20 protein-coding genes are annotated in these 21,201 nt (G+C 40.3%); 10 read left to right on the forward strand and 10 right to left on the reverse strand.

All coding sequences use genetic code 11. The features are described 5' to 3' along the window. Nucleotides 1-22: 22 nt before the first annotated feature. The 7 genes from AAEZ22_RS14270 to AAEZ22_RS14300 form a co-directional block, all read right to left on the reverse strand. Nucleotides 23-682: a response regulator gene (locus AAEZ22_RS14270; RefSeq protein WP_089369104.1), complete on the reverse strand. Its 660-nt coding sequence runs from the start codon at nucleotides 680-682 to the stop codon at nucleotides 23-25. 7 nt (nucleotides 683-689) lie between these two features. Continuing rightward, nucleotides 690-1,337, reverse strand: a complete 648-nt coding sequence (locus tag AAEZ22_RS14275; RefSeq protein ID WP_089369105.1) for a tetratricopeptide repeat protein — start codon at nucleotides 1,335-1,337, stop codon at nucleotides 690-692. A 23-nt stretch (nucleotides 1,338-1,360) separates the two neighbouring features. Then, the gene (locus AAEZ22_RS14280; protein WP_089369106.1) at nucleotides 1,361-2,131 is read right to left on the reverse strand and encodes an SDR family oxidoreductase; all 771 of its coding nucleotides are present in this window, start codon (nucleotides 2,129-2,131) and stop codon (nucleotides 1,361-1,363) included. Continuing rightward, the gene (locus AAEZ22_RS14285) at nucleotides 2,128-2,817 is read right to left on the reverse strand and encodes an iron-containing redox enzyme family protein (RefSeq protein ID WP_089369107.1); all 690 of its coding nucleotides are present in this window, start codon (nucleotides 2,815-2,817) and stop codon (nucleotides 2,128-2,130) included. Before AAEZ22_RS14285 ends, AAEZ22_RS14280 begins: the two co-directional genes overlap by 4 nt. Continuing rightward, nucleotides 2,810-4,279 (reverse strand): AMP-binding protein, encoded by a 1,470-nt coding sequence (locus tag AAEZ22_RS14290; RefSeq protein ID WP_089369108.1) that lies wholly within the window; start codon nucleotides 4,277-4,279, stop codon nucleotides 2,810-2,812. Before AAEZ22_RS14290 ends, AAEZ22_RS14285 begins: the two co-directional genes overlap by 8 nt. Further along, nucleotides 4,276-4,929: a thermostable hemolysin gene (locus AAEZ22_RS14295; protein WP_089369324.1), complete on the reverse strand. Its 654-nt coding sequence runs from the start codon at nucleotides 4,927-4,929 to the stop codon at nucleotides 4,276-4,278. The genes AAEZ22_RS14290 and AAEZ22_RS14295 overlap by 4 nt, the downstream gene beginning before the upstream one ends. A 221-nt stretch (nucleotides 4,930-5,150) precedes the next feature. Next, nucleotides 5,151-5,678: a helix-turn-helix transcriptional regulator gene (locus tag AAEZ22_RS14300; protein WP_089369109.1), complete on the reverse strand. Its 528-nt coding sequence runs from the start codon at nucleotides 5,676-5,678 to the stop codon at nucleotides 5,151-5,153. Between the two features lie 158 nt (nucleotides 5,679-5,836). Between AAEZ22_RS14300 and AAEZ22_RS14305 the strand changes: the two genes are divergently transcribed. The 3 genes from AAEZ22_RS14305 to AAEZ22_RS14315 are packed head-to-tail and all read left to right on the forward strand — an operon-like array spanning nucleotide 5,837 to nucleotide 10,286. After that, nucleotides 5,837-6,913, forward strand: coding sequence for an efflux RND transporter periplasmic adaptor subunit (locus tag AAEZ22_RS14305; RefSeq protein WP_089369110.1), 1,077 nt, complete (start codon nucleotides 5,837-5,839; stop codon nucleotides 6,911-6,913). Further along, nucleotides 6,914-9,988: an efflux RND transporter permease subunit gene (locus AAEZ22_RS14310; protein WP_182678489.1), complete on the forward strand. Its 3,075-nt coding sequence runs from the start codon at nucleotides 6,914-6,916 to the stop codon at nucleotides 9,986-9,988. Next, the gene (locus AAEZ22_RS14315) at nucleotides 9,981-10,286 is read left to right on the forward strand and encodes a DUF3240 family protein (RefSeq protein ID WP_089369112.1); all 306 of its coding nucleotides are present in this window, start codon (nucleotides 9,981-9,983) and stop codon (nucleotides 10,284-10,286) included. The genes AAEZ22_RS14310 and AAEZ22_RS14315 overlap by 8 nt, the downstream gene beginning before the upstream one ends. Nucleotides 10,287-10,455: 169 nt before the next feature. Here the strand turns inward: AAEZ22_RS14315 and AAEZ22_RS14320 are convergent, their stop codons facing one another. Further along, nucleotides 10,456-10,908, reverse strand: a complete 453-nt coding sequence (locus AAEZ22_RS14320) for a hypothetical protein (RefSeq protein WP_225741023.1) — start codon at nucleotides 10,906-10,908, stop codon at nucleotides 10,456-10,458. Nucleotides 10,909-11,167: 259 nt separating this feature from the next. On the opposite strand from AAEZ22_RS14320, the gene AAEZ22_RS14325 reads away from it, so the two are divergent. Then, a complete protein-coding gene (locus AAEZ22_RS14325; RefSeq protein WP_089369113.1) occupies nucleotides 11,168-11,419 on the forward strand; it encodes a YfhL family 4Fe-4S dicluster ferredoxin in 252 nt (83 codons plus the stop codon). A 16-nt stretch (nucleotides 11,420-11,435) separates the two neighbouring features. Here the strand turns inward: AAEZ22_RS14325 and AAEZ22_RS14330 are convergent, their stop codons facing one another. After that, nucleotides 11,436-12,758 carry a histidine kinase dimerization/phospho-acceptor domain-containing protein gene (locus AAEZ22_RS14330; RefSeq protein WP_352297730.1) on the reverse strand — a complete coding sequence of 441 codons (1,323 nt, stop codon included), beginning with the start codon at nucleotides 12,756-12,758 and terminating at the stop codon, nucleotides 11,436-11,438. Continuing rightward, entirely contained in the window at nucleotides 12,758-13,429 is a 672-nt protein-coding gene (locus tag AAEZ22_RS14335; RefSeq protein ID WP_089369115.1) for a response regulator transcription factor, read from the reverse strand. Before AAEZ22_RS14335 ends, AAEZ22_RS14330 begins: the two co-directional genes overlap by 1 nt. Before the next feature lie 160 nt (nucleotides 13,430-13,589). Between AAEZ22_RS14335 and AAEZ22_RS14340 the strand changes: the two genes are divergently transcribed. From AAEZ22_RS14340 to AAEZ22_RS14365, 6 genes are all read left to right on the forward strand, one after another. Beyond that, complete coding sequence (locus AAEZ22_RS14340; RefSeq protein WP_089369116.1) at nucleotides 13,590-14,411, forward strand: TlpA disulfide reductase family protein; 822 nt, start codon at nucleotides 13,590-13,592, stop codon at nucleotides 14,409-14,411. 9 nt (nucleotides 14,412-14,420) lie between these two features. After that, on the forward strand, nucleotides 14,421-15,194 hold the full coding sequence (dsbG, locus tag AAEZ22_RS14345; RefSeq protein ID WP_089369117.1) for a thiol:disulfide interchange protein DsbG: 774 nt from the start codon (nucleotides 14,421-14,423) through the stop codon (nucleotides 15,192-15,194). Between the two features lie 260 nt (nucleotides 15,195-15,454). After that, nucleotides 15,455-18,382 (forward strand): TonB-dependent receptor, encoded by a 2,928-nt coding sequence (locus AAEZ22_RS14350; RefSeq protein WP_089369118.1) that lies wholly within the window; start codon nucleotides 15,455-15,457, stop codon nucleotides 18,380-18,382. Between the two features lie 143 nt (nucleotides 18,383-18,525). Then, a complete protein-coding gene (locus AAEZ22_RS14355; RefSeq protein ID WP_089369325.1) occupies nucleotides 18,526-19,161 on the forward strand; it encodes a methyltransferase family protein in 636 nt (211 codons plus the stop codon). A gap of 182 nt (nucleotides 19,162-19,343) precedes the next feature. Next, entirely contained in the window at nucleotides 19,344-20,219 is an 876-nt protein-coding gene (locus tag AAEZ22_RS14360) for a sensor domain-containing diguanylate cyclase (RefSeq protein ID WP_089369119.1), read from the forward strand. A 99-nt stretch (nucleotides 20,220-20,318) separates the two neighbouring features. Further along, the gene (locus AAEZ22_RS14365) at nucleotides 20,319-21,035 is read left to right on the forward strand and encodes an SIR2 family NAD-dependent protein deacylase (protein ID WP_089369326.1); all 717 of its coding nucleotides are present in this window, start codon (nucleotides 20,319-20,321) and stop codon (nucleotides 21,033-21,035) included. Nucleotides 21,036-21,201 lie beyond the last annotated feature (166 nt).

Consider the following 21,201-nt stretch of genomic DNA (forward strand, 5'->3'; position numbering starts at 1 on the left):
AACCTCGAAATATAAACATACTCTAACGCTTACCAACCACGTAGCCGATACCACGTAAGGTTTTAATAAAATCGCTAGGGAATTTTTTACGAAGATGATGAATATGTACCTCTATGGCATTAGAGCCAACTTCTTCACCCCATTGGTAAAGTTTATTTTCGAGCTGTTGTTTTGATTGCACCCTTCCCAGATTTTCCATCAGCGCTTTTAAAAGCATGTATTCTTTTCGTGGTAGGGTAAGTGATTGCCCACTTAGCAATACTGTATGGGCAGAAGTATCCATTACTACATCACCACAGCGCAATAAGCTTGATTGTGTTTGATTAATGCGCCGACTTGCTACTCGCAATCGAGCAAATAACTCAGCGGGGTCAAACGGCTTTGCAAGGTAGTCATCAGCCCCCATATCAAGCCCTTTAACTTTGTCGTCAATACCGCCGCGAGCAGTTAAAATAACCACCGGAATAACTTTTTTTTGCGATTTAATATGTTTTAAAACTTGCGAGCCGTCGCCATCAGGTAATCCTAAATCGAGAATAACAAGCTCAATTTCACCACTAGAAAGGCACTCTAAGGCGTGTTTTACTGTGCCACTGTGCTCTACGCTGTAGCCCTCTTGGCGCAAAGAGCGAATAAGCCCTTGTGCCACTAAGGCATCGTCTTCAACAAGTAATAAATGCATTGTGTGTTTATCTTTTTAGTTTTTTATCTACTTTTACTAATAGCTGGCTAATTGCTTGTTGACGATATTCATCTGCTTTTGCACGAGTATCACGAATGCCCGCTGCTTGTGCTACAAGTAGTCGTGCTTTAGCTTGTTTATAATCGCCTTCGCCATACAAGTATTCACCGTATAAGTAATTAGTATCAATGCCTTTGAGATTAAAAGCGAGTGCTTGTTTAAATAATTTTTCAGCTTTGTCGTCATCACCAAAACCAATTGGCCAACCAGGTACTTTGCTGTAAAGCGTTGCAAGGCTTGCGTAAGCCGATCCATTTAATGCAGCACCATCTATTGAAAGTGCATTTTCAAGTGACGCTTTTGCCTCTTTTGCTAAACCAAGTGCACCCAAGCCACCTTTTGCGCCGGCAAAACTAGCTAACACAATACCATTCCAAATATGCGGTTGTGCCGAGTTAGGGTAGTTTTCAACAAATAACGCGCTTTGCTCACTTAATTGCGTAAACGCATCTATTTGCGCATCGTCTTCAAGCTCGTAGTTGGCAATAGCCCACTTTTGTTGAATAGAAATTAGGTCTTGCGCTTCATCTGCCTGTACTACGGTGGTAAATATAGCCGTTAATATTAAATAAAATGCGAGTGTAAATTTATACATAATTTTGCCCTTGTGTGTGTTTGTTAACTTAAAAAGCGTTTAATTTTAGGAAGTTGCTTTGCAATAGCGTTATCAACAACGCTTGGGAATACGCCATTTATGCGTGCAAATAATTTTTCAGGAAAACCAATAAAGCGCCTTGTTTGGTTTGAACTTATTAGTGCTAATAACTCTTGAGCAACTAATTCTGGCGAGTCCATTTTATTACCGAGCTCTTTATTTATTGCCCGCGCTTTACTGCTATTAATAGATGTATCTGTTGCTCTTGGTGCTAAATAGGTCACTTTAACGCCTGAACCATTCAACTCACGTGATAATGCCTCTGTAAAGCCACGTAAACCAAATTTACTGGCGCAATAAAGCGTTTGAAACGGGTAGCCAATACTGCCAAACGATGATCCCACATTAACAATAGTGCCTTTGGTATACTCTAACTGTCCTAAAAATAGCTGGCATAGTTTAATAGGCACCGACAAATTAGTCATGAGCATATTATCTATTTGCTCATTACTTGTGTGCTCAAGGCTTTGCATTGTATTTATACCTGCGTTATTAATAAGTAATTTAACGTCACCGAGTTGCTTGGCTTTTATTGCTAGGTCAATACGTGTTGTATCGTCGGTTAAATCGCCTGTAAATATTTCACTGTCTGGGCATTCACGGCTCAGTTTTTCAAGGGCTTGGGTATTTCGCCCTACAAGTAGTAACTTCCACCCTTTTGCATATAGGGCTTTAGCAATTGCTTGCCCTATTCCGCCTGTTGCACCAGTGAGCACACATAAAGAACTACTCATGCCAATTTGCCTTGTGCACTTGCTTTAAAAAGTGGTTCGTCATCGAGTCCACGAAATATATCGCCGTATAAACGATAAAAGCGCTTTGCACCATGAAGTATGGCTTGTTGATCCGCCTCGTCTGTTATTTGGTTCATAAGGTTTTCAAAAAACTTTACATGCTCTATATCAAGTGCACCGTGAGAGGTTAAATAACTAAATGCTTTTTTAGGTAAGCCCACAGCATTTGCAATGTTTGAAGCCGCGCCATCAGCAAGCGCTATAGAAGTGCCTTCAAGTACATGCACCATGCCAAAAAAACTCAGCGGGTTTTTACGTGCAATGGAGTCGTACGCATACGACACCATCATTTCGGTAGCAAATTGCGGCTGACTACACCGTACTGTTTCTTTGTCAAAACCACAGGCTGCAATATCATTAAGTACCCATTCTTGATGACCTATCTCTTCTTCAATGTATTCTGCGACGGCTTCGCGCAGCCACTCTTGTTCGTCGGTTAATCGTGCACCAACCGACATCATTAAAGGCACAGTGTGCTTAACATGGTGATACGCTTGCACTAAAAACGAGGCATATTCTTCAAGTGATGCTTCGCCTTTAAAAACACGCTGGATAATCGGCGCTGCAAGCAGGTAATTTTGCTCTTGTTTAGTTTGCTCTTTAAGGGTGTTAAAAAAATCACTCATTAATTACTTCTCCAAGTCGGTAAAATTGCTCAAACACATCATGGTACTGCTTACTTATGGCATCTCGTTTTGGGCGATTATTTGTTGTTAATAATCCTTGTTGCACACTTAATGGGGCAGCTAAACGATGCCACTTTTGAATTCGAGCATAGTCGGGTAGTTGTTTATTAATTGCGTTAATGTATTGAGCTAACACTGGGTTACTTAGCTTTGTATCGGCGTAAATAATGGCACTCAGAAAAGGTCGCCCCTCACCAAACACAACCGCTTGTAAAATACCGCTTTGACTGAGTAATAGTGATTCAGGCCACTCGGCACTGATGTTGCGCCCCATGCTGGTAATAATTAGGTTTTTTAATCGGCCTTTAATAAATAAGGTATTTTGATGCTGCTCGACTAGATCACCGGTTCCATACCACTGTTTTTTGTTGTGAGGTTGATGGTTTAAGTAGCCTAAAAACAAATCGCCTTTTATAAAAAGCTGGCCATTTTCAATTTTGGTTTGAATATGAGGTAACACAGAGCCTGCACTTTGGCGGTTATCGTTTGTGGGGGTATTTAAACTCACTACAGATGCCGCCTCAGACAGCCCATAACCTTGATACACCGGTAAGTTTAAGCTACGCGCTTTAACTATTAGCATTTCGCTGACAAGCGCTCCACCCACTGCAATAAACTGCAACGAACTAGGCGGTTGCCAACCTTGCTCAGCAAAAGTAACTAAGCATGCTAATAGTTCAGGTACTAAAATAAGCGTATTTGGCTTAACTTTATCAATAGCAGCAATAAGCTGTGCGGGCTGTTTTAATGCAGTTCCAACAAAGCCTAATTCATTTAATGGTATTAAGTGTACTGTACCGCCACTTTTTAAAGGGGCATACACACCAGCTATATTTTCAAGCAATACAGCTAGTGGCAATAAACATAAATGAACAGGCTTTTTAATATTAATTTTATCGCAAAGAGATTGAGCTACCTGCATTTGGCTCTTTGCAGATAAACACACGCCCTTTGGCTGCCCAGTTGAGCCTGATGTAAATGTTACTTTTTGAGTTTCAGGAAAGTAACTGTTCGGTTTAGCCACAACTATTTCGTAAATATATAACGTGTAAAGTTCAAACACAGTAATAGAGGCAACAGGCTCCTCAAGTAAATGGTTTAGCGTGTCGCTAATAAATAAATTAGCGCCGCATTGCACTAATACATATTGAGTTTGTTGTTCACTGAAAAAGTGAGCAATTGGCACAGCCACTTTATTAGAAACCGCTGTAGCAGCATCAATAACAAGCCAAGCGGGTGTATTATCAAGCTTATAAGCGATACCTTTGCCGCTAAAGCCTTGTAGTATTTTTACTACTTTTTGTATTTGCTGGTTAAACTCATCGCCGTTAATTTCACGTGTTTGATCTTTATTATGGGCAATAATTAATGGCGATACTGAATGAGTATTATAGTAATTCATACATTCACCAATGCATTTACCAAAGAATTGATATTGCAGTGGTTTTGCTGCATCAAACTATAAAGCATTGGGGTATTTAATACTTGTTGGTGAGCTTGCTCTAGGCTCACAATGCATACTGTTGGTTGGTTGGCGTAATAGCTGCCCCACTTTAATGGGTTCTCAACTACAAAACTGCTCGCAAGTGCAATTTCAGTACACGTAACACCAAGTAAGCGCAATAAAGCACGCACTTTGTTGGTTGCACAAAACACTAAATGTTTTGCCCCCACACTTTGCAGAGCTTCGTTAACAATAATAAAATGTGCAAGAGTTGCTCTTCGATTTGTAGAGCAGAGATTACCAAGTTCAAAAATTTTATTGCGAGAAATGCTCTCATCTAAAAAATCTTCAACGGGTGATGCTAAATATTGCTCAATAAACAATGGCGAAGTTGCTTGCCTTAGCCCTAACGTGCACTTTCCTTGCTTGGTAACATATTGGCAAAGTAGTGGCATAAAAGAAGTAAGCTTAGCGTTATACGCAACTAAAAAACCTTCTTTCACTGTGTTTTCGAGATTTTTTCGATGCACATCATCAATACGAGCACTAATAAACTGACTGTTATTTTGTGTTAAACCTAATGATGTAGAAGTGTGGGCTAATTGCATAAGCTCGCTCATTTAAACCTGTTTATATTTCAGGGTTTAAACTTAACGAGTGAAACTTAAAGAAAACTTAAGAAATTTAATTTAAATGAAAAAAGCGCCTAACCACTACAATACAGATTAAGAGTAGAGCCTGCTTCTATTTATAAGTGATTCTATTACTTTTGGTTGGATGACCGAGTGGACTCGAAATACCGACTCTAGCATGTCAAGGCTTTTTTAGATTAATTTATAGCTGTACTTTTTGGTTGATAATGGTTTTGTTGCATAAAATCTTCTAAAAACCATGCAGCAAACTCGTGTCGGCCTTCTACATCGGCTTTGCTGTAAATATCGGAAGCTTGTTGACGGACGGTTTTTTCTTTTGTGCTTCTTAGCGCGCTTATTTCTTTAAAGCTTAGGCCTTTAAGTAACAACATGGCGACTTCTTGCTCACTGCGTGTCAATGCCCACTGTGAAAACTGGGTTTGAATAACGCCACTGTATTCATGGCGCGCATCCATCATTGTTTGTGATATGTTTTTAAGTTCTTTTTTTGAATGAGCTAATTTTTGTTTCAGCACATTGATATTGGCGGTACTCGAACGAATATCTCTAAATAAGTAAATAGCACCGGCTGCGGAAATGGCAACGATTAAGCTCTCAGAAAAAATATGCCACAGTGGTACTCCTAGTTTCAAATCTATTATCACATCAAAAAAGTTTAGCACCATTATTATTAACAAGGTGGCTGCGATTAACTTGTCTTTCATTAAATCCTCTATTATCAATTATTTATAAATACAATGGACATATGTCCCATACCGTGAGTCACGCTTTTTTTGGGTACGTACGGCGTTTGCCTGATGATTTAACAGTCTAAAAAAGTCATGGTTCATTCTATGAAATTAATCAAATGTGAACAAACGCAATGCTGTTAAATTTTACAACAAAAATTCTTCACTTTTTACGTATTCAATATACGTTATTTTTATTCTTTATGGTGGCTTTATTAACACTTATCCCTGTGCATGCTTCACAAAATTTAGCACCTGTAGAGCTTTCTTCACTCAGTGGTTTTGATGTCGAATTTGCGCCAATTCAAAAAACAGAGTTTATTAACGGGCAAAGTTTAATTGGTGAAGTCAATTTCAAACCCGGGGTCAATTACACGGTGCTGTTTGCGTTTGATGTACAGCAGGTTCGTTACTTATACCCTAACGGCAGCATGGTAGAAAAGGGCGCCACTATCGCAAGCGTTGAGGGCAGCGATGTACACCATTTTTTAGATGCCTATCAATCAGCAAAAGACATGCTCGCTATTACTAAAAGCCATTACGACATAAACCAACAGCACTTAAAAAACAAAATAATAAGAAGCTCTGAATGGGTTGAAATTACTAAAAGCTATTTTGAAGCCAAGCTAAATTTTGAACATATGCAACATCAAATGGCATTTTTAAACATTGATGATAATGAAAACGTGACCTTAGTGAGTCCAAAAACGGGCATTTTAAAACTCACTAATGAGTCGGGAAACCGTGTGATGGGTGACACCGCGTTTGATATTATCGATGCAAGTAGTATTCGCGTTAAGATTAATGTCCCCCTTAGTTTTACCAACACGTTAGCGCATTTTAAGCTGTCACAAAATTGCAGCTTAAATATTGAGAGCTATGACAGTATTGTAGATAAATACCATCAAATAGTATGGGCGTCGCTAAGCTCGAATGAGTGCCAGCTGACACTGGGGCAAACCATCAAAGTCACACCGGTAAATAAATTAACAGGCTTTAAAATAGCAAAGTCAGCGGTGTTTGAATTTGAAGATGTTAATTACATTGCTTTAAAATCTGGCGATAACCTTGAGTTACTGCCGATTGAGCTCAAAGGTACACAAGGCAAAGACTACGTGTTTACTGCCAATAAAAACCTAGATGATCAGAAGATACTAATAAGCTCGGTAAGTGCGCTACAAGGTATGTTGCTTCACTTAGGGGGAGAGTAAATGTTAAACCAGCTTATTAAGTTTTCACTTACTCAGCGTTTGTTTGTTAGTATTTTTGTTATTGTTGCTATGGCCATTGGCGCTAAATCTTGGTTAAGTATTCCGGTGGATGCTTTTCCAGAAATATCGCCCACCCAAGTTAAAATAGTTTACAAATTACCCGGCATGAACGCCCTTGAAATAGAATCGCAAGTAACACGGGTGATTGAAACCGAATTACTGGGTATTCCGTCACAGCAAATGCTGCGCTCTACTACTAAATATTCTATTACGGATATTACCATTGACTTTAAAGAGGGCACCGACATTTATTGGGCCCGTCAGCAAGTTAATGAGCGTTTATTAAATATTTTGCCCACCTTGCCCAGTAATATTAGTGGCGGCATGGCGCCAATGAGCACGCCTTTGAGCGAGGTGTTCATGTTTACTATAGAAAGTACTCACTTATCGCTGATTGAAAAAAGAGAGCTTTTAGATTGGCAAATTCGTCCATTGCTGCGCACTGTAACCGGCGTTGCAGATGTGAATAGTCTTGGCGGCTTTTCAAAAACCTATGAAATACTTCCCAACACCTTATTGATGCAACAGCATCAAGTTAGCTTTGATGAAATGAAGTTAGCAATCACGCAAACGAATCAAAACGGTGGCATAGGGCGCTTAGAAAAAGGCAACGACACTTTTATTTTGCGCACTGAGGGCAAATACACCGATATAACCGCCATTGAAAATACTGTGATTAAGTCCACTCAAAATAAGGTTATTCGGTTAAGTGATATTGCCACGGTACACGTTGGCAGTTTAACCCGTTATGGCGCAGTCACTAAAAACAGTGAAGAGGCGGTACAAGGGCTTATAATTGCGCTTAAAAATAGTAATACAGCGCAAGTTGTTGAAGATGTAAAAGATAAACTTCGCACCATTGAAGCTTCATTACCGCAAGGCACAAAAATTAATGTGTTTTACGACCGCTCTAACTTAATAAATACCGCAATTAGCACCATTACCAGCGCATTAGGCCAAGCTATCATTTTAGTGATAGTGCTACTAGCCTTGTTTTTAGGCGATATTCGCTCTTCATTGGTGGTATCTTTGTCTTTACCTATGTCGGCATTGCTGACGTTTATAATGATGAATCAGTTTGATTTATCGGCTAATTTAATGAGTTTAGGTGGCTTAGTGATTGCCATTGGTATGCTGGTGGACTCATCGGTAGTTATTGTTGAAAACATAGTAAATCGGCTGGCTAATAATCAGCACCTCCCTCGGCTGCATGTTATTTATCGCGCATGTAAAGAAGTCGCGACGCCAGTGTTTTCAGGCACAATCATTATAATTATCGTGTTTTCACCGCTATTAATGTTAACAGGGCTAGAAGGCAAGTTATTTACCCCAGTGGCGTTAACTATCGTGTTTGCCATGCTAAGTGCGCTGTTGTTGTCGTTAACGGTTATTCCAATTTTAGCCTCGTTGTTATTAAAAAATGAACCCGTAACCCAACCTAAAATGGTGACGCTATTACAAGGCTTTTATACTAAAACACTTGCCCAAGCAATTAAAAAGCCGGTGGCTATTAGTGTTATATCAGTCGCTGTTTTAGTGCTCAGTGGGGTGTTATTTCAGGGGCTTGGCAAAAGCTTTATGCCCGTTTTAGATGAAGGCGACATTATTGTGCAACTGGAAAAATCGCCGAGTATTTCCTTGCAAGCCTCGCTGGATATCGATAAACAAATTGAAGCCACACTGCTAAAAAACACCCCAGAAATCGTACAAATTGTTGCCCGTACCGGCTCCGATGAACTCGGGCTTGATCCTATGGGGTTAAACGAAACCGATGTGTTTATGGAATTAGCACCAAAAGATACGTGGCGTTTTGACTCCAAAGCGCTGCTAATCGAGGATATTCGACAAACACTTACGCAATTTCCAGGGGTAAATATTGGCTTTACTCAGCCAATACAAATGCGGGTATCAGAAATGCTCACCGGTGGTACCGGTGATATTTCGATTAAAGTATTTGGTAATGATATTGCGACACTTGCCTCATTAGCTGAAAAAATCACTGCACTTGCCACTAATATTGACGGCGCAAGTGATGTGCAAATGGCGCTTATTGAAGGGGGTAAATACGTAAATATTAAACTTATTCCTGGGGTTGCTAGTCAGTTTGGTTTAACCACCGAAGGATTAAGCGATTATTTAAAGTCGCAATTAGAAGGCTTGCAGGTATCGGCACTTCAAGAAGGAAACCGCGTGATCCCAATTGTGTTTAATGCACAAAAAAGCGAAAGCGCAGCACACTTTGAGTTATCGTCAATGAGCGCATTAAAGCAAAAGCTAATTTTAATGCCCGACAACAGCCTACTACCACTTGAAGAGGTGGCTAATATTAGCTTTAAAACGGGGCCATTGTTAATAGAGCGAGAAAAAGCAAAACGCTTTGCTTCTGTAAGCGTTAATGTGGATAACCGCGATGTGGTTAGTTATGTGAATGAACTGGAAGCTAAAATTAATAGCAGCATAAAATTACCCAGTGGTTTTACCTTGTCGTTTGGTGGCGAATTTGAAAGCCAGCAACGTGCAACACAAAACTTGCTGGTGCTTATTCCGGTGGCATTAATACTGATTTTCATTATTTTATTTACCACGTTTAAATCGTTATCTAAATCAACGCTGATAATTGCTAATATTCCGTTTGCGTTAATGGGGGGAGTGATTGCCCTGTTTATTAGTAACGAATACCTCTCGGTGCCTGCATCGGTTGGTTTTGTTGCTTTACTTGGCGTAGCGGTACTCAATGGTATTGTGATGATCAGCCACTTAGAGCAAATGAAAATGTTTTCTGCCAATGTAATGCAGCGCATTTTAGATGGCGCAAGCAGACGCCTTCGCCCAGTGTTAATGACAGCCACAACCGCAATGTTTGGTTTACTGCCACTGGTATTCGCTACCGGCCCTGGCGCTGAGATTCAAAAGCCATTGGCGATTGTGGTTGTTGGCGGGTTAATTACCTCAACAATTACAACACTTTATTTACTGCCTATCTTTTATGGTTGGTTGGAGAAAAAACATGGCTGAACAGTTACTTTTTACCCTAAATGTACCCACAAACATAAAAGATGAAGTGGTTGATATATTAATTGGCATAGACTGCATTACCGGCTTTAACTTAAAAAACATTGAAGGCTACAGCAAGGAGCACAGTGAATTTGATATTGCTGAGCAAGTAGAAGGGCATCGCAGCTTTTATCAGTTTGAGGTGCATATATTATTAGCGCAGCTACAAATTATCAAAACAGCATTAAGCCCTGTATGCCAACACACATCATTAAAATACTGGGTTACGCCTATATATGAAAGCGGGCGTCTTAGATAATTAATACCCTTATAGTTAGATCATGATATGTATATTTAGTTAGGGGCTCTCTACACGGTCAGATACATAAAAGTCGTCAATATCAGCTGCTGGGTTATTGGATTCTGCCTTATTGATGTTATCAATAACTTTTTCTAACTCTCCAGCTGAAAGAGATTGGAACGCTCGCTTAAGCCGGGAGATGATGCCTGAGCTTTTTTATTCTGCATTGATATGTTCTGAGCGATGAAGCTGCAAATTTGGTAGGTGCGGTGTTATGGCGCTCTATTAAGCTTTGTTCAGTAAGCTTACGCGCTTTTGCTATCGTTAATTCAGGTACTTCACCTAATTTGGTATTGGCTATGCCAGATGGTTTAGGGAAATTAGAATAGAAAATGGCTGTACCAGACTTGGTGAAAATTAGTCGAATATGGTGTTGTGCTTCGTATTTCGATAATTTTTTAGTCCGACTAGATTTAAGACCTTGTTTTCCAATGCTTTTTTCTTCAAAAAATATGATATTTTGAGCCAGCGTAGCACACCGATTTATGTGCTGCATAGAAAACGGCGGTTTGAGCTGATTCCATTCTATTTTTGCCTTAGTGTACTGAGCCTTGGTAAGTGTTGATAAAGAGTTTTTCACTTTGTTGTAACCTATATAAATAAAGGCCTTACGGCTATTTTTATTGATTAAGATCAACAAAGAAATAGAGAGAAATAGGCATAATTCGCGGCTGTAATTTACACCCAAAAGTAAAACGGTGTGTTAGGAATGTGTGCTACGATTTAATGAAAAATAAAGGTTTATTATTGAACTGGACTTGTATTAAAAGTAGTCAAAAAACATTTAATTTAACTCTATATTTATGTTTTATAATGATTTTAATTAGAAAGGCTAAATAGTGGCTCTACTCATAAATAGTAAATGCATTAACTGCGATATGTGCGATCCAGAGTGCCCAAATGAGGCTATTTATATGGGGGCTAAAATATATCAAATAGATCCCAGTAAATGCACTGAATGCGTAGGTCATTATGATAAGCCTACTTGCGTAAGTGTCTGCCCAATTGATTGTATTAAGCCAGACCCAACCCATAGTGAAACTATTGATGAGCTTGCCGATAAGTACGTAAGGTTAACTAGTAGTTGTTAGGTAATTTGAAGCTAACTTATTGAGGATTGACATTTTTAATTGGCAGATTAAAACTCACTATAAATCTGTATTCGTCATTTGTAAAAGCAACTGAACCTTGGTACTTTTCGGCGATGCTGGCCACAATTGATAGGCCAAGCCCAGCGCCGTTTGCTGCGCCTTTACGCCAAAAACGAGTTGCCATATTAGCTAAATCAGCTTGGTTAATATGGGCGTGGTTACTAATGGTTATTTTTAGTGCTGTGGCTGTTAAATTAGCGGCTAAAATGACTGGTGTATTCGCTTTGCTGTACTTAAATGCGTTATCAAGTAAATTACGACACACTATAGTGAGCATGGCACTGGGAATACAGTACACTGGCTGGCTTGCTGTTATATTATAGGTTAAGCGGGCGCTATTGTTGTTTGATTCTGTTACCACAGTAGTAATTAACGACTCAAGTTCCCAAGGCTCTGTAATGTTTAGCGGCGTGTCGGCATCTACATGGGACAATACCAGTAGATTGTCTAAAATAGTATTTAATCTATGCGCACTTTTTTTAGCTTGCCCTAGTGCTTTTTGCTGGGTGGCATCTTGCGTAAGCTCAGCTAATTGTATTTGCGCTAAAATGCCGGCTAGTGGGGTTCTTAGCTCATGCGCGGCATTACTGGTAAAGTGTTTTTCGCGGCTGATCCCTTTTGCTAAGCGGGCCATTAAGGCATTTTGGCTAGTTATAAGCGGTTGCAGTTCTTTTAAAGGCTGGTTTAACTGTATCGGTTCTAAGTCGTGACTGCCGCGTTTTTCAAGCGCGTGTATTAATAACTTTATTGGCCGTATTCCTGTGCCAATTGCAAACCAAAGTAATATTAGGGCAACAAAAATAGCTAACGCCGGTGGAATGAGTATGCTAATGAGCAAGTCGTGATAGAGCACATCGCGCTCGGCCACTTTATCGGCAATGGTAATTTTATATTGCGCAGTAATTAAGGTGAATGTACGCCACTGCGCTTGCTCAGAGCTTAAATAACTAAAACCTTGGTTTAAGCTAGGCTGATTGGGAAACGATTGACTGTTACTGCTGGCAATTATACTGCCTTGCAGGGAGCTAATTTGACAGGTTAGGCCTTTTTCAGTGTTTACCCCACTGGCATTTATAATATCAGGGAGGCTTTTACTGAGCGCATCTTTGGGTACGTGGGCTAAAATGTTACCTAACATAAAAGCGGTTGAGCGCAGGCGCTGATCAAAGTTAACCTCTAACTTATTGTTTAACCCCGATATCATCCACACACTGGCGATAAGCCAAAAGCCTAAAAATACCGCTGCAACCAATACCGTTAACCGTAACCGCAAGCTCATTAGTGGCTCACCTCTATTGTGCCTAATCTAAAGCCTAGGCCACGTATGGTTTCTATTGCCGGTGCGCCTAGTTTTTTACGTAAATTAAAAATATGTACGTTAAGTGCGTTACTCGCTACATCATCGCACACGCCATAAAGTACATTTTTTAACTGGCTTTGGGTTAAAATTTGTTGCGGACTATTTAAAAAGGTTTGCAGTAATAAGTCCTCGTTACGTGACAAGCAAACAAGCGTGCCATTGAGTAATGCTTTATGTTGCTCTAAATCGTATTGCAGTGCGCCGTGAGTAATTGTATTGCTGAGCCTATCGCTTGCGCGGCGCTTTAAGCTTAATAGCCGCGCTAATAACTCTCTTAAATCAAAAGGTTTTACCAGGTAGTCGTCGGCGCCTTTTTTTAATCCAATAACTTTGTCATCTATGGTATTGCTGGCGGTAAGAATAAGCACGGGTAGCGAAAAACGATTGTCACGCAGCCAGCTTAACCAGTTAATGCCATTACCATCGGGTAGGTTTAAATCAAGAATGCATAAATCAAAATTGCTCGATTGCATATAAGTAGTGGCTGCGCTTAGTGTACTAACGTGCTCAACGGCTAGCCCTTGGTGGGTTAAGTAAGTACAAATAGCGTCGGCTATTACGTCGTCATCTTCCACTAACAATACAAACATACTCGCTACCCTGTTTAAAACACCCTAGCTAGAATACCTGTTTCCATTGGTGAAGTAACTGCTATGTGCTTATTTACTATTAATTTTTGCTCTTAATATTGGCTTAATTAACGCTTTGTATACTATAGCGGCTAACCGTATTTAAAGAAGATTTATAGCCATGTTAAGTATTTCACTCGGGCCGTTTGTTATTGCCATTTCGCAGCTTATTATTTTATTAGGCTTAGGCGTATTTTGGTTGCTTACCTATTTACAAACCCGTAAGCAACCACAGCAAAAAGCAATTTTAGACACTGTATTTAAAGCGTTTGTAGTGGGCTTTATTGTTGCGCGATTAATGTTTGTTTTGATTATGTGGGATGCGTATCAAGAAAACTGGTGGCAACTTATTAATATAAGTGATGGCGGCTTTATGCCTTCTTATGGCTGGGTGGCGGGTGCGCTTGTGTTGGCGCTGTATGCGCGAGGCAAAAAAGCAGTGCTGAAAACCTATTTCATAGCGGCTATTGTCGCGTTGTTTACCATTATGGTGCCTACCTTTGCTGCCTCTATTTATAAAGCTGGGGTTGAGCTGCCACAATCTGCGGTATATAACCTGCGTGGTAAAGAGGTTGATTTACAGTCATTTAAAGGCAAACCTGTCGTTATTAACTTTTGGGCGTCGTGGTGCCCACCGTGTCGTAAAGAAATGCCGGTATTACAGGCTGCGCAAAAAAACAATCCTAATATAGCCTTTGTTTTTGTTAACCAAGGAGAGGATTTATTTACGGTACAAAAATTTATTAATGCTGAGCAGCTCGACTTACGCAATGTGTTTTTTGATCAAAACAGTAATGTAAGTCGTGAATCCGGAGCTGCTGGGCTACCAACCACGCTTTTTTATAGCAGTGATGGCAAATTAGTAACCAGTCACATGGGAGAGCTCTCACACGCGAGTTTGCGTTATTACATGCAAGCTATAAATCAACAGTCTGCACAATAAGGATGCCTCATGAAGTTAATTTATTTATTGCCATTACTTGCGTTTACCTCGCCCATATTGGCTCAACAAAAAGCACTGCCAGCACCCCTTAAGTTAGTTACTGAGCAAGGCGGCGAAATAGTCAGCGAGTTTGCAGCGCCTGCCAACATGAAAGGCTATGTTGCCGACTTTAAAGGCCAAGTTATTACTTTATATATCACCGCCGACGAGCAATATTTATTTACCGGCCCTATGCTTGACGCCAATGGTAATAATGTAGGAGAGCAAGCAGCAAACGACTACGCTACAGGCCCTAAAGCGCAAAAAGACTGGCAAACATTAGAGAGTAGCCATTGGATAGTTGATGGTTCAGCCTCGGCAAAGCGAGTAGTTTATACCTTCACTGATCCAAACTGCCCTTACTGCAGACAGTTTTGGCAAAATGCGCGTCCTTGGGTGGATGCGGGTGAGGTACAAATACGCCATATTTTAGTGGGTATTTTAAAAGCCGACAGCTTAGACAAAGCGGCGGCTATTATGAGTGCAAGCAACCCTGAAGAAGTGTTAAAAAAGTTTGAAAACGATAATTTAGTGGGTACATTACAGCCGCTAAAAAATCCACCTGAGCACATAAATGCGCAATTAATGAAAAACCATCAAATAATGATGAGTGTTGGTGCCAGAGCCACCCCCGCTACTTTTTATCACGATGCTAATGGTGCGGTAAAAATGCAAATGGGTTTACCGCCTGCGTCATTAATGACTGAGATCCTCGGCCCACTGCCAAGTAAGCCAACCAAGTAAGCCAACCAAGTAAAAACCCAACTTAGTACATAGTGTGCAACGTCAAGCCGGTAAAAGTTTTACCGGCTTTTTTATAAATAACGTTAAACATTGTTACACTTTGTTATTTACATAAGCTATTCAGTAAGTTATCGACTTTATTAATCGGCCATTAAGTTTGGCGCTGTAGACTTAGCAGCAATTTTTGACCCGCTATTGACCTTTATTGATAGCGCTGCCGCTAAGTATCAAAAGCGCATAAAACGGAACCGCACACTGTCATGAGTACTTGCAATAATCGCCCCTTTTCACTACCAGCATTAACATTTATAAAATCAGCGCTGTGTTTATCTGTTTTATCTGCCATAGGTAGCGCGTATGCGGCGCAACCAGCCCTCACCGCTAAAAATAATGCCGATATAGAAGTAATAGAAGTACGAGGGATTCGCTCCAGTATGGCCGAAAACCTCGACATTAAACGCATGTCTAGCTCAGTTGTTGATGCTATAACCGCAGAAGATATTGGTAAGTTTCCAGACAAAAACGTAGCCGACTCATTGCAACGTATACCAGGGGTAATGATTGAACGTGATGGCGGCGAAGGCGCATCGGTAAGTATTCGAGGTTTGTCGTCTGAGCTTACTTTTACTCAGCTTAACGGTAATTTTATTGCCTCGTCACCAGGTGAGCCTTCGCGTTCGTTTGATTACACGCTACTCCCTTCAGCCATGATAGCCAGTGTTGAGGTATATAAATCGCCCGAAGCGCGTTTAGATGAAGGCGGTGTAGGTGGCACAGTATTAATGCATAGCCGTAAGCCGCTCAGCATGGAGGCAAATTCTGGAGTGCTCAATGTTGAAGGGACTTACAGTGACGTAACGCAAAACAGTGAGCCACAACTAACCGGTTTATATTCTTGGAAAAACGATGCCGAAACACTTGGCTTTTTAGTGGGTTATACTCGCCAAGAACGCACTAATCGTACCCTCTCGGGTGGCACCGATGCCAATGTATGGCGCTACACAGGTGATGGTCAACCGGTAGATGTAAATGGTAACGCGGTCAATAACAATAATAGTTGGGATACAATTACCGATACCAATGGTAATAATTATGATGGCGTGTGGTTTCCACAAGTCGTGCGCGGCTCGGTACTTAATGAAAAACGTGAACGTGAAGGCATACAGTTTAGTACCCAGTGGCGTCCAACCAATCGTGTAGAAATAGGATTAAACTATTTTGGCTTTACGCTGGGGCAAAACAGAACTGAGTCGGTTATTGATATGCCAGAGTGGTCGTTAAATCCCGATTACCTAACCGATGTGAACTTGGATGAATCGGGCACGATTGTTAATGGTATGCAGTTTGATGCTACAGCGAGTGGCGCACAAGGTGACATGCAGTTTCCGTGGATGCGTGGCAGTTATGTTCGTGAGGAGTCGAGTTCAGATACCTTCGATTTTAATTTAACTTACGAAGGTGATGATTTTAAAGCGCGCTTTGTTGCGGGCAATACTCGCTCAAAAGGCGGCCCAGAAGAAAGTTGGGAGGCCGCCTATAAAAGCTCAAATACCAGCGAAAACCCAACAACCATTGAAAACGCAGCGCAAAATGCTGGTTGGCAACTTGGTAAAAACGATGTAACCCTCAATATAGACCCAAATACACTGGCTAATTTACTCAGTGGCGTAGGCGGTGGGCGCGATCCGGGTTCATCAAACTCAAGCTTTGTACGCAGCGAGCTTGAAGAAAGTTACTACCAAGGCGATCTAGATTTTTACACCGATTGGGGCTTTTTAACAACCATTAAAACCGGCGTAAAATACCGCGAAGCCACATTACACCGCGAAACCGGTAATACCTTCTTTTTAGATCCTCGTTTTGATATTGTCGCTGGGGAAGCCAAAGAGGGCGGCATAACTCGCTTTGACAGTTACCAGTGGAATAACGGTATGCCGGCAGCGCAAGATGTTTTTATTAACCAAGGCAATATTGCAGGGGGCTTTAATATAAACCAAATGCCCAGTATTGATTGGGATAAATACCGCGATATGATTACCAGTAACTACGTGCCTTACACCCGTATGGAAGACAACTTTGTATACGATATAGAAGAAAAAATAGCGGCTTTTTATCTGCAAGGTGACTTTGAATTTAATCAAGTTAGAGGTAATTTAGGAGTACGGGTTGTACGCAGCAAAACCATGAGTGCTTCTACCGATTTATATACCTACTTTTTAGATCATACCAATGATGAAACAGGGGAGCCTGTTACCGGTGATGATCGCTCAGTCGAGGATTACCAACTTGTAGTGCAACAAAACACCGACACCCAAGTACTGCCTAGCTTTAACATTGCCTGGGATGCCACAGATGACTTAGTTATTCGTGGCGCGGTTGCTAAAGTAATGTCGCGCCCCGATTATGCTGATTTAGGCGCGCAGCAACGCATTAGTTATATTTCAGACGAGTGGGCACAAGACAGAGCCGATTTTAACGAGCAACCTGGCTTTAGTGGCAGTGGCGGTAATAAAAACTTAAAATCGTTTATATCGGTACAAGCCGATTTATCTATCGAATATTATTACGCTGAAGGCTCAGCAATTGGCTTAGCGCTATTTCATAAAAAAGTTGATAACTTTGTAGTGCCAGTGGTAATTAACGCCCAACAAAATTTTGCTGGTAAAAACGGTATTGTAGAGGCGGGTAATATAAATATTACTCCTTACAGCACAGTAGGTAATGGCACTAACGCGGTATCTAAAGGAGCCGAGGTGTTTTTGCAACATGCCTTTGATAGCGGCTTTGGTTTTTACGCTAACTACACCTATAACAAAACCAATAAAGCAGAAGTAACCGTAGATGGCGAAGCATTTGGACAATCGCCACTGATCGGCAGTGCTAAGTATCAATATAATACTTCGGTTTATTTTGAGGGTGATGATTTTAACATACGTGCCTCATACAATAAGCGCGGCGAAACGGTACTGGGCTTAAATAGTGGCTTAAACGTGTACCAAGACCCATACGATCAAGTTGATGTTAATGCCTCAATTAACTTATACGAAGGCCTTAGTTTTACCGCAGCAATTATAAACTTAACCAAGTCAGAGTCGGTTACCCGTTTAGGTAACGATAGTGACGCACGGTTACTAAACTCAAGCTACTCGGGCAGGCGTTATTACGCTGGGTTTAACTACAGCTTTTAAACTGCTCCCTAAAGCAACTTTTAATAAGCCGGCTTAAACATAAAGTTGGCTTATTATTTGTGTTTACCTTGTTTCTTAACGGTATGAATACTATGATGAATTTATAATTAAAATTGAGTAATCACCGCGAGTAACTAATATTGATAACCTATCAGCCTTTAATTAATGACTCTGCGTCCTTAATCGAATTTACCCGCATTTATTTAGCCGTTTTTTATACCTTTGTAGCGGGGTTCTACACCGTTAGAATACTCTATAAAAACAGCAATACACCATCGGGAGTGATTTTTACAGGGACAAAATATTGCGCTAATTGGTGGAATCACTTCGTTTTTCGTTTTTTTAGAGCTGCTATTTGGTTGGTGTGTGTTGTAAGAGTATTTATACCTGCAACCGATAACTACCTCGGAATTTTTGTGCCGTTAAATACATGGCCAGGCGTAATGCTAGGTAATGCTTTATTAACTGTTGGTTTTATATTAACTATGGTGGTGCATTTTAATATGGCATCACTTTGGCGTTCAGGAATAGACCCACAAGGGCCCGATGAGCTAAAAGTAAACGGCTTTTATGCGTATTCTCGTAATCCTATGTATTTAGGCGTTGCTGCGGCGCAGTTAGGCTTTTTTTTAGCATTGCCGAGTGTGTTTAGCTTAGTGTGTTTACTGGTTGGGCTTACTGCGTTATATCGTCAGGTGTTGATTGAAGAGCAGCATTTAGTGAGCATATTTAACACCCAATATAAAAAATATAAAGAATTAGTACCACGTTGGTTATAATAATTACTCCGTTATTTTGCAGCAATGAGGGTTTTAGTTTAACTACCAATGAGTAATACTTTACTTTTGCTACAAAAAATCATGATTACAAAAGCAATTTATTGCTATTTTTACAAGTATATTTTAACGTTAATATATTGAATACTTAACTAGCTTCACCTTGCTTTAGAGGCAAACATAGTATGACAAAAAATGAGTTAATAGAACTAGAAGATGTGCTTGATTTAATGCTTGATGCTGTGTGCGTGGTAAATAAAGTAGGTAAGTTTGTATTTGTAAGTGCCGCGTTTGAACAAATATTTGGTTATAAAGCTGCCGAAGTAGTAGGCAAGCCTATGATTGATTACGTTTATAAAGGCGATCATAATAAAACTTATAATGCCGTTGCTTCACTTTTGTCGGGCGAAACAACTCATTCACGGTTCGAAAACCGCTGGGTTCGTAAAGACGGTCAAATAATTCATATTTTGTGGTCAGTGTGCTGGTCATCAGATCACCAAGTAAGAATTGCAGTTGCTCACGATATTACCGAGCGAAAAAAAATGGAAGAGCAGCTTCATTATATGGCTGGCCATGATGGGCTTACAGGTTTACCAAATCGCTCATTACTAATGGACAGGTTACAGGCTGCAATAGTAAAAGCAGAAAGAGAAAATACACTATTTTCGATATTATTTATTGATATTAATGGCTTTAAAGCTATTAATGATACGTATGGCCACCTTATGGGTGATAAGTTACTGCAACACATAGCACAGCGGCTTTTAAGCGTAGTAAGAGAATACGATACAGTAGGGCGCTTAGGCGGAGATGAGTTTTTGATTGTGCTAGAGGGCTTAAGTAGCGCTGGCGATACCACGGCTATTAAAAGAAAAATAATTGGGCAGTTCCAACAGCCATTTAAACTAGATGAGCTATCATTAAATGTATCTCCGAGTATTGGAATTGCAAATTACCCCACCCACGGAGAAACAGACCATCAATTAATAAAACACGCAGATCAAGCCATGTATAAAATCAAAAGAATGAGTGCCAATAGCATAGATTACCCAACTTAAAATTAAACGCTCAAATAATAAAAAAAGCAGGCCAGTTAGGTAAGTTAAGTATTTTATGTTACATAACTTGGATTCAAATAGTAAGTGCAGAGGTTAGCAATTAATACGTTATATATTACAGGCGCGGGCGTTAGCGCAGCCAGCGGTATTCCTACCTTTAGAGGTGAAGATGGTTACTGGACTATTGGTAGTAAAAATTATACACCAATGCAAATGGCCACACGCGCTATGTATCAAAACGCCCCTAAAGAGTTTTTAGCTTGGTATTACCACAGGTTTGCAACGTATAGAAACCACGGCCCTAACGACGTACATTATTGGCTAAAAGATAAAAACCTAATAACGCAAAATATAGATGGGCTTGATGGTAAAGCAGGAAATAAAAACTATATTGCAGTCCATGGCAGGTTAGATCAAATGACCCTGTTTCATCAGCAAGGCGAAAACGTAGAAACGGTGATTACCCCTTGGAATGAGGTAGATGAGGCTCATTTACACAACTCATTATTTGAGGTGTTTAATATTCAAAACCAAGCGCCAGTGATTAATCACTCTTTTAAACCGTTTGTATTATTATTTGATGAATACTACACCGAGTTATATAAAATTAGCGAAGCACAACAACGCATGGTCAATGCCGATAAAATTGTATTTATGGGTACATCGTTTAGCGTTAACATTACCCAAATGGCGCTGGAAATAGCCCGCGAATACAATATTGCGTTAGAAGTTGTAGATCCACACCCAGCACATATTTTACATCCAAATGTAAGTTATAAAAAAATGACCGCGCTTGAATATATTCAGAGTAATTAAAGTTTTAAACCGAGTGTTAGCTCCTTGTGAACTACCCATCGACGCCACTCCGTGTCGATCAATGGGCTTCTACAGCCTTGACTTAGAGACTAGGCTGCTTCTTTTTTCTCAGTTCCAACAGCAAACTTCGATAGCTCGAAGACTTTCGTTTTAATGGCTGATTTCT

The organism is Pseudoalteromonas sp. 20-MNA-CIBAN-0454 (assembly GCF_040308685.1).
GTDB lineage: Bacteria > Pseudomonadota > Gammaproteobacteria > Enterobacterales > Alteromonadaceae > Pseudoalteromonas > Pseudoalteromonas nigrifaciens.

Bases quoted from the DNA above. Each gene is read 5' to 3' on its own strand.
- AAEZ22_RS14330 (WP_352297730.1), bottom strand. From the start codon at position 12,758: ATGAGCTTGCGGTTACGGTTAACGGTATTGGTTGCAGCGGTATTTTTA.
- AAEZ22_RS14285 (WP_089369107.1), bottom strand. From the start codon at position 2,817: ATGAGTGATTTTTTTAACACCCTTAAAGAGCAAACTAAACAAGAGCAA.
- AAEZ22_RS14280 (WP_089369106.1), bottom strand. From the start codon at position 2,131: ATGAGTAGTTCTTTATGTGTGCTCACTGGTGCAACAGGCGGAATAGGG.
- AAEZ22_RS14315 (WP_089369112.1), top strand. From the start codon at position 9,981: ATGGCTGAACAGTTACTTTTTACCCTAAATGTACCCACAAACATAAAA.
- AAEZ22_RS14305 (WP_089369110.1), top strand. From the start codon at position 5,837: ATGCTGTTAAATTTTACAACAAAAATTCTTCACTTTTTACGTATTCAA.
- dsbG (WP_089369117.1), top strand. From the start codon at position 14,421: ATGAAGTTAATTTATTTATTGCCATTACTTGCGTTTACCTCGCCCATA.
- AAEZ22_RS14335 (WP_089369115.1), bottom strand. From the start codon at position 13,429: ATGTTTGTATTGTTAGTGGAAGATGACGACGTAATAGCCGACGCTATT.
- AAEZ22_RS14340 (WP_089369116.1), top strand. From the start codon at position 13,590: ATGTTAAGTATTTCACTCGGGCCGTTTGTTATTGCCATTTCGCAGCTT.
- AAEZ22_RS14310 (WP_182678489.1), top strand. From the start codon at position 6,914: ATGTTAAACCAGCTTATTAAGTTTTCACTTACTCAGCGTTTGTTTGTT.
- AAEZ22_RS14290 (WP_089369108.1), bottom strand. From the start codon at position 4,279: ATGAATTACTATAATACTCATTCAGTATCGCCATTAATTATTGCCCAT.
- AAEZ22_RS14275 (WP_089369105.1), bottom strand. From the start codon at position 1,337: ATGTATAAATTTACACTCGCATTTTATTTAATATTAACGGCTATATTT.
- AAEZ22_RS14295 (WP_089369324.1), bottom strand. From the start codon at position 4,929: ATGCAATTAGCCCACACTTCTACATCATTAGGTTTAACACAAAATAAC.
- AAEZ22_RS14270 (WP_089369104.1), bottom strand. From the start codon at position 682: ATGCATTTATTACTTGTTGAAGACGATGCCTTAGTGGCACAAGGGCTT.
- AAEZ22_RS14360 (WP_089369119.1), top strand. From the start codon at position 19,344: ATGACAAAAAATGAGTTAATAGAACTAGAAGATGTGCTTGATTTAATG.
- AAEZ22_RS14300 (WP_089369109.1), bottom strand. From the start codon at position 5,678: ATGAAAGACAAGTTAATCGCAGCCACCTTGTTAATAATAATGGTGCTA.
- AAEZ22_RS14350 (WP_089369118.1), top strand. From the start codon at position 15,455: ATGAGTACTTGCAATAATCGCCCCTTTTCACTACCAGCATTAACATTT.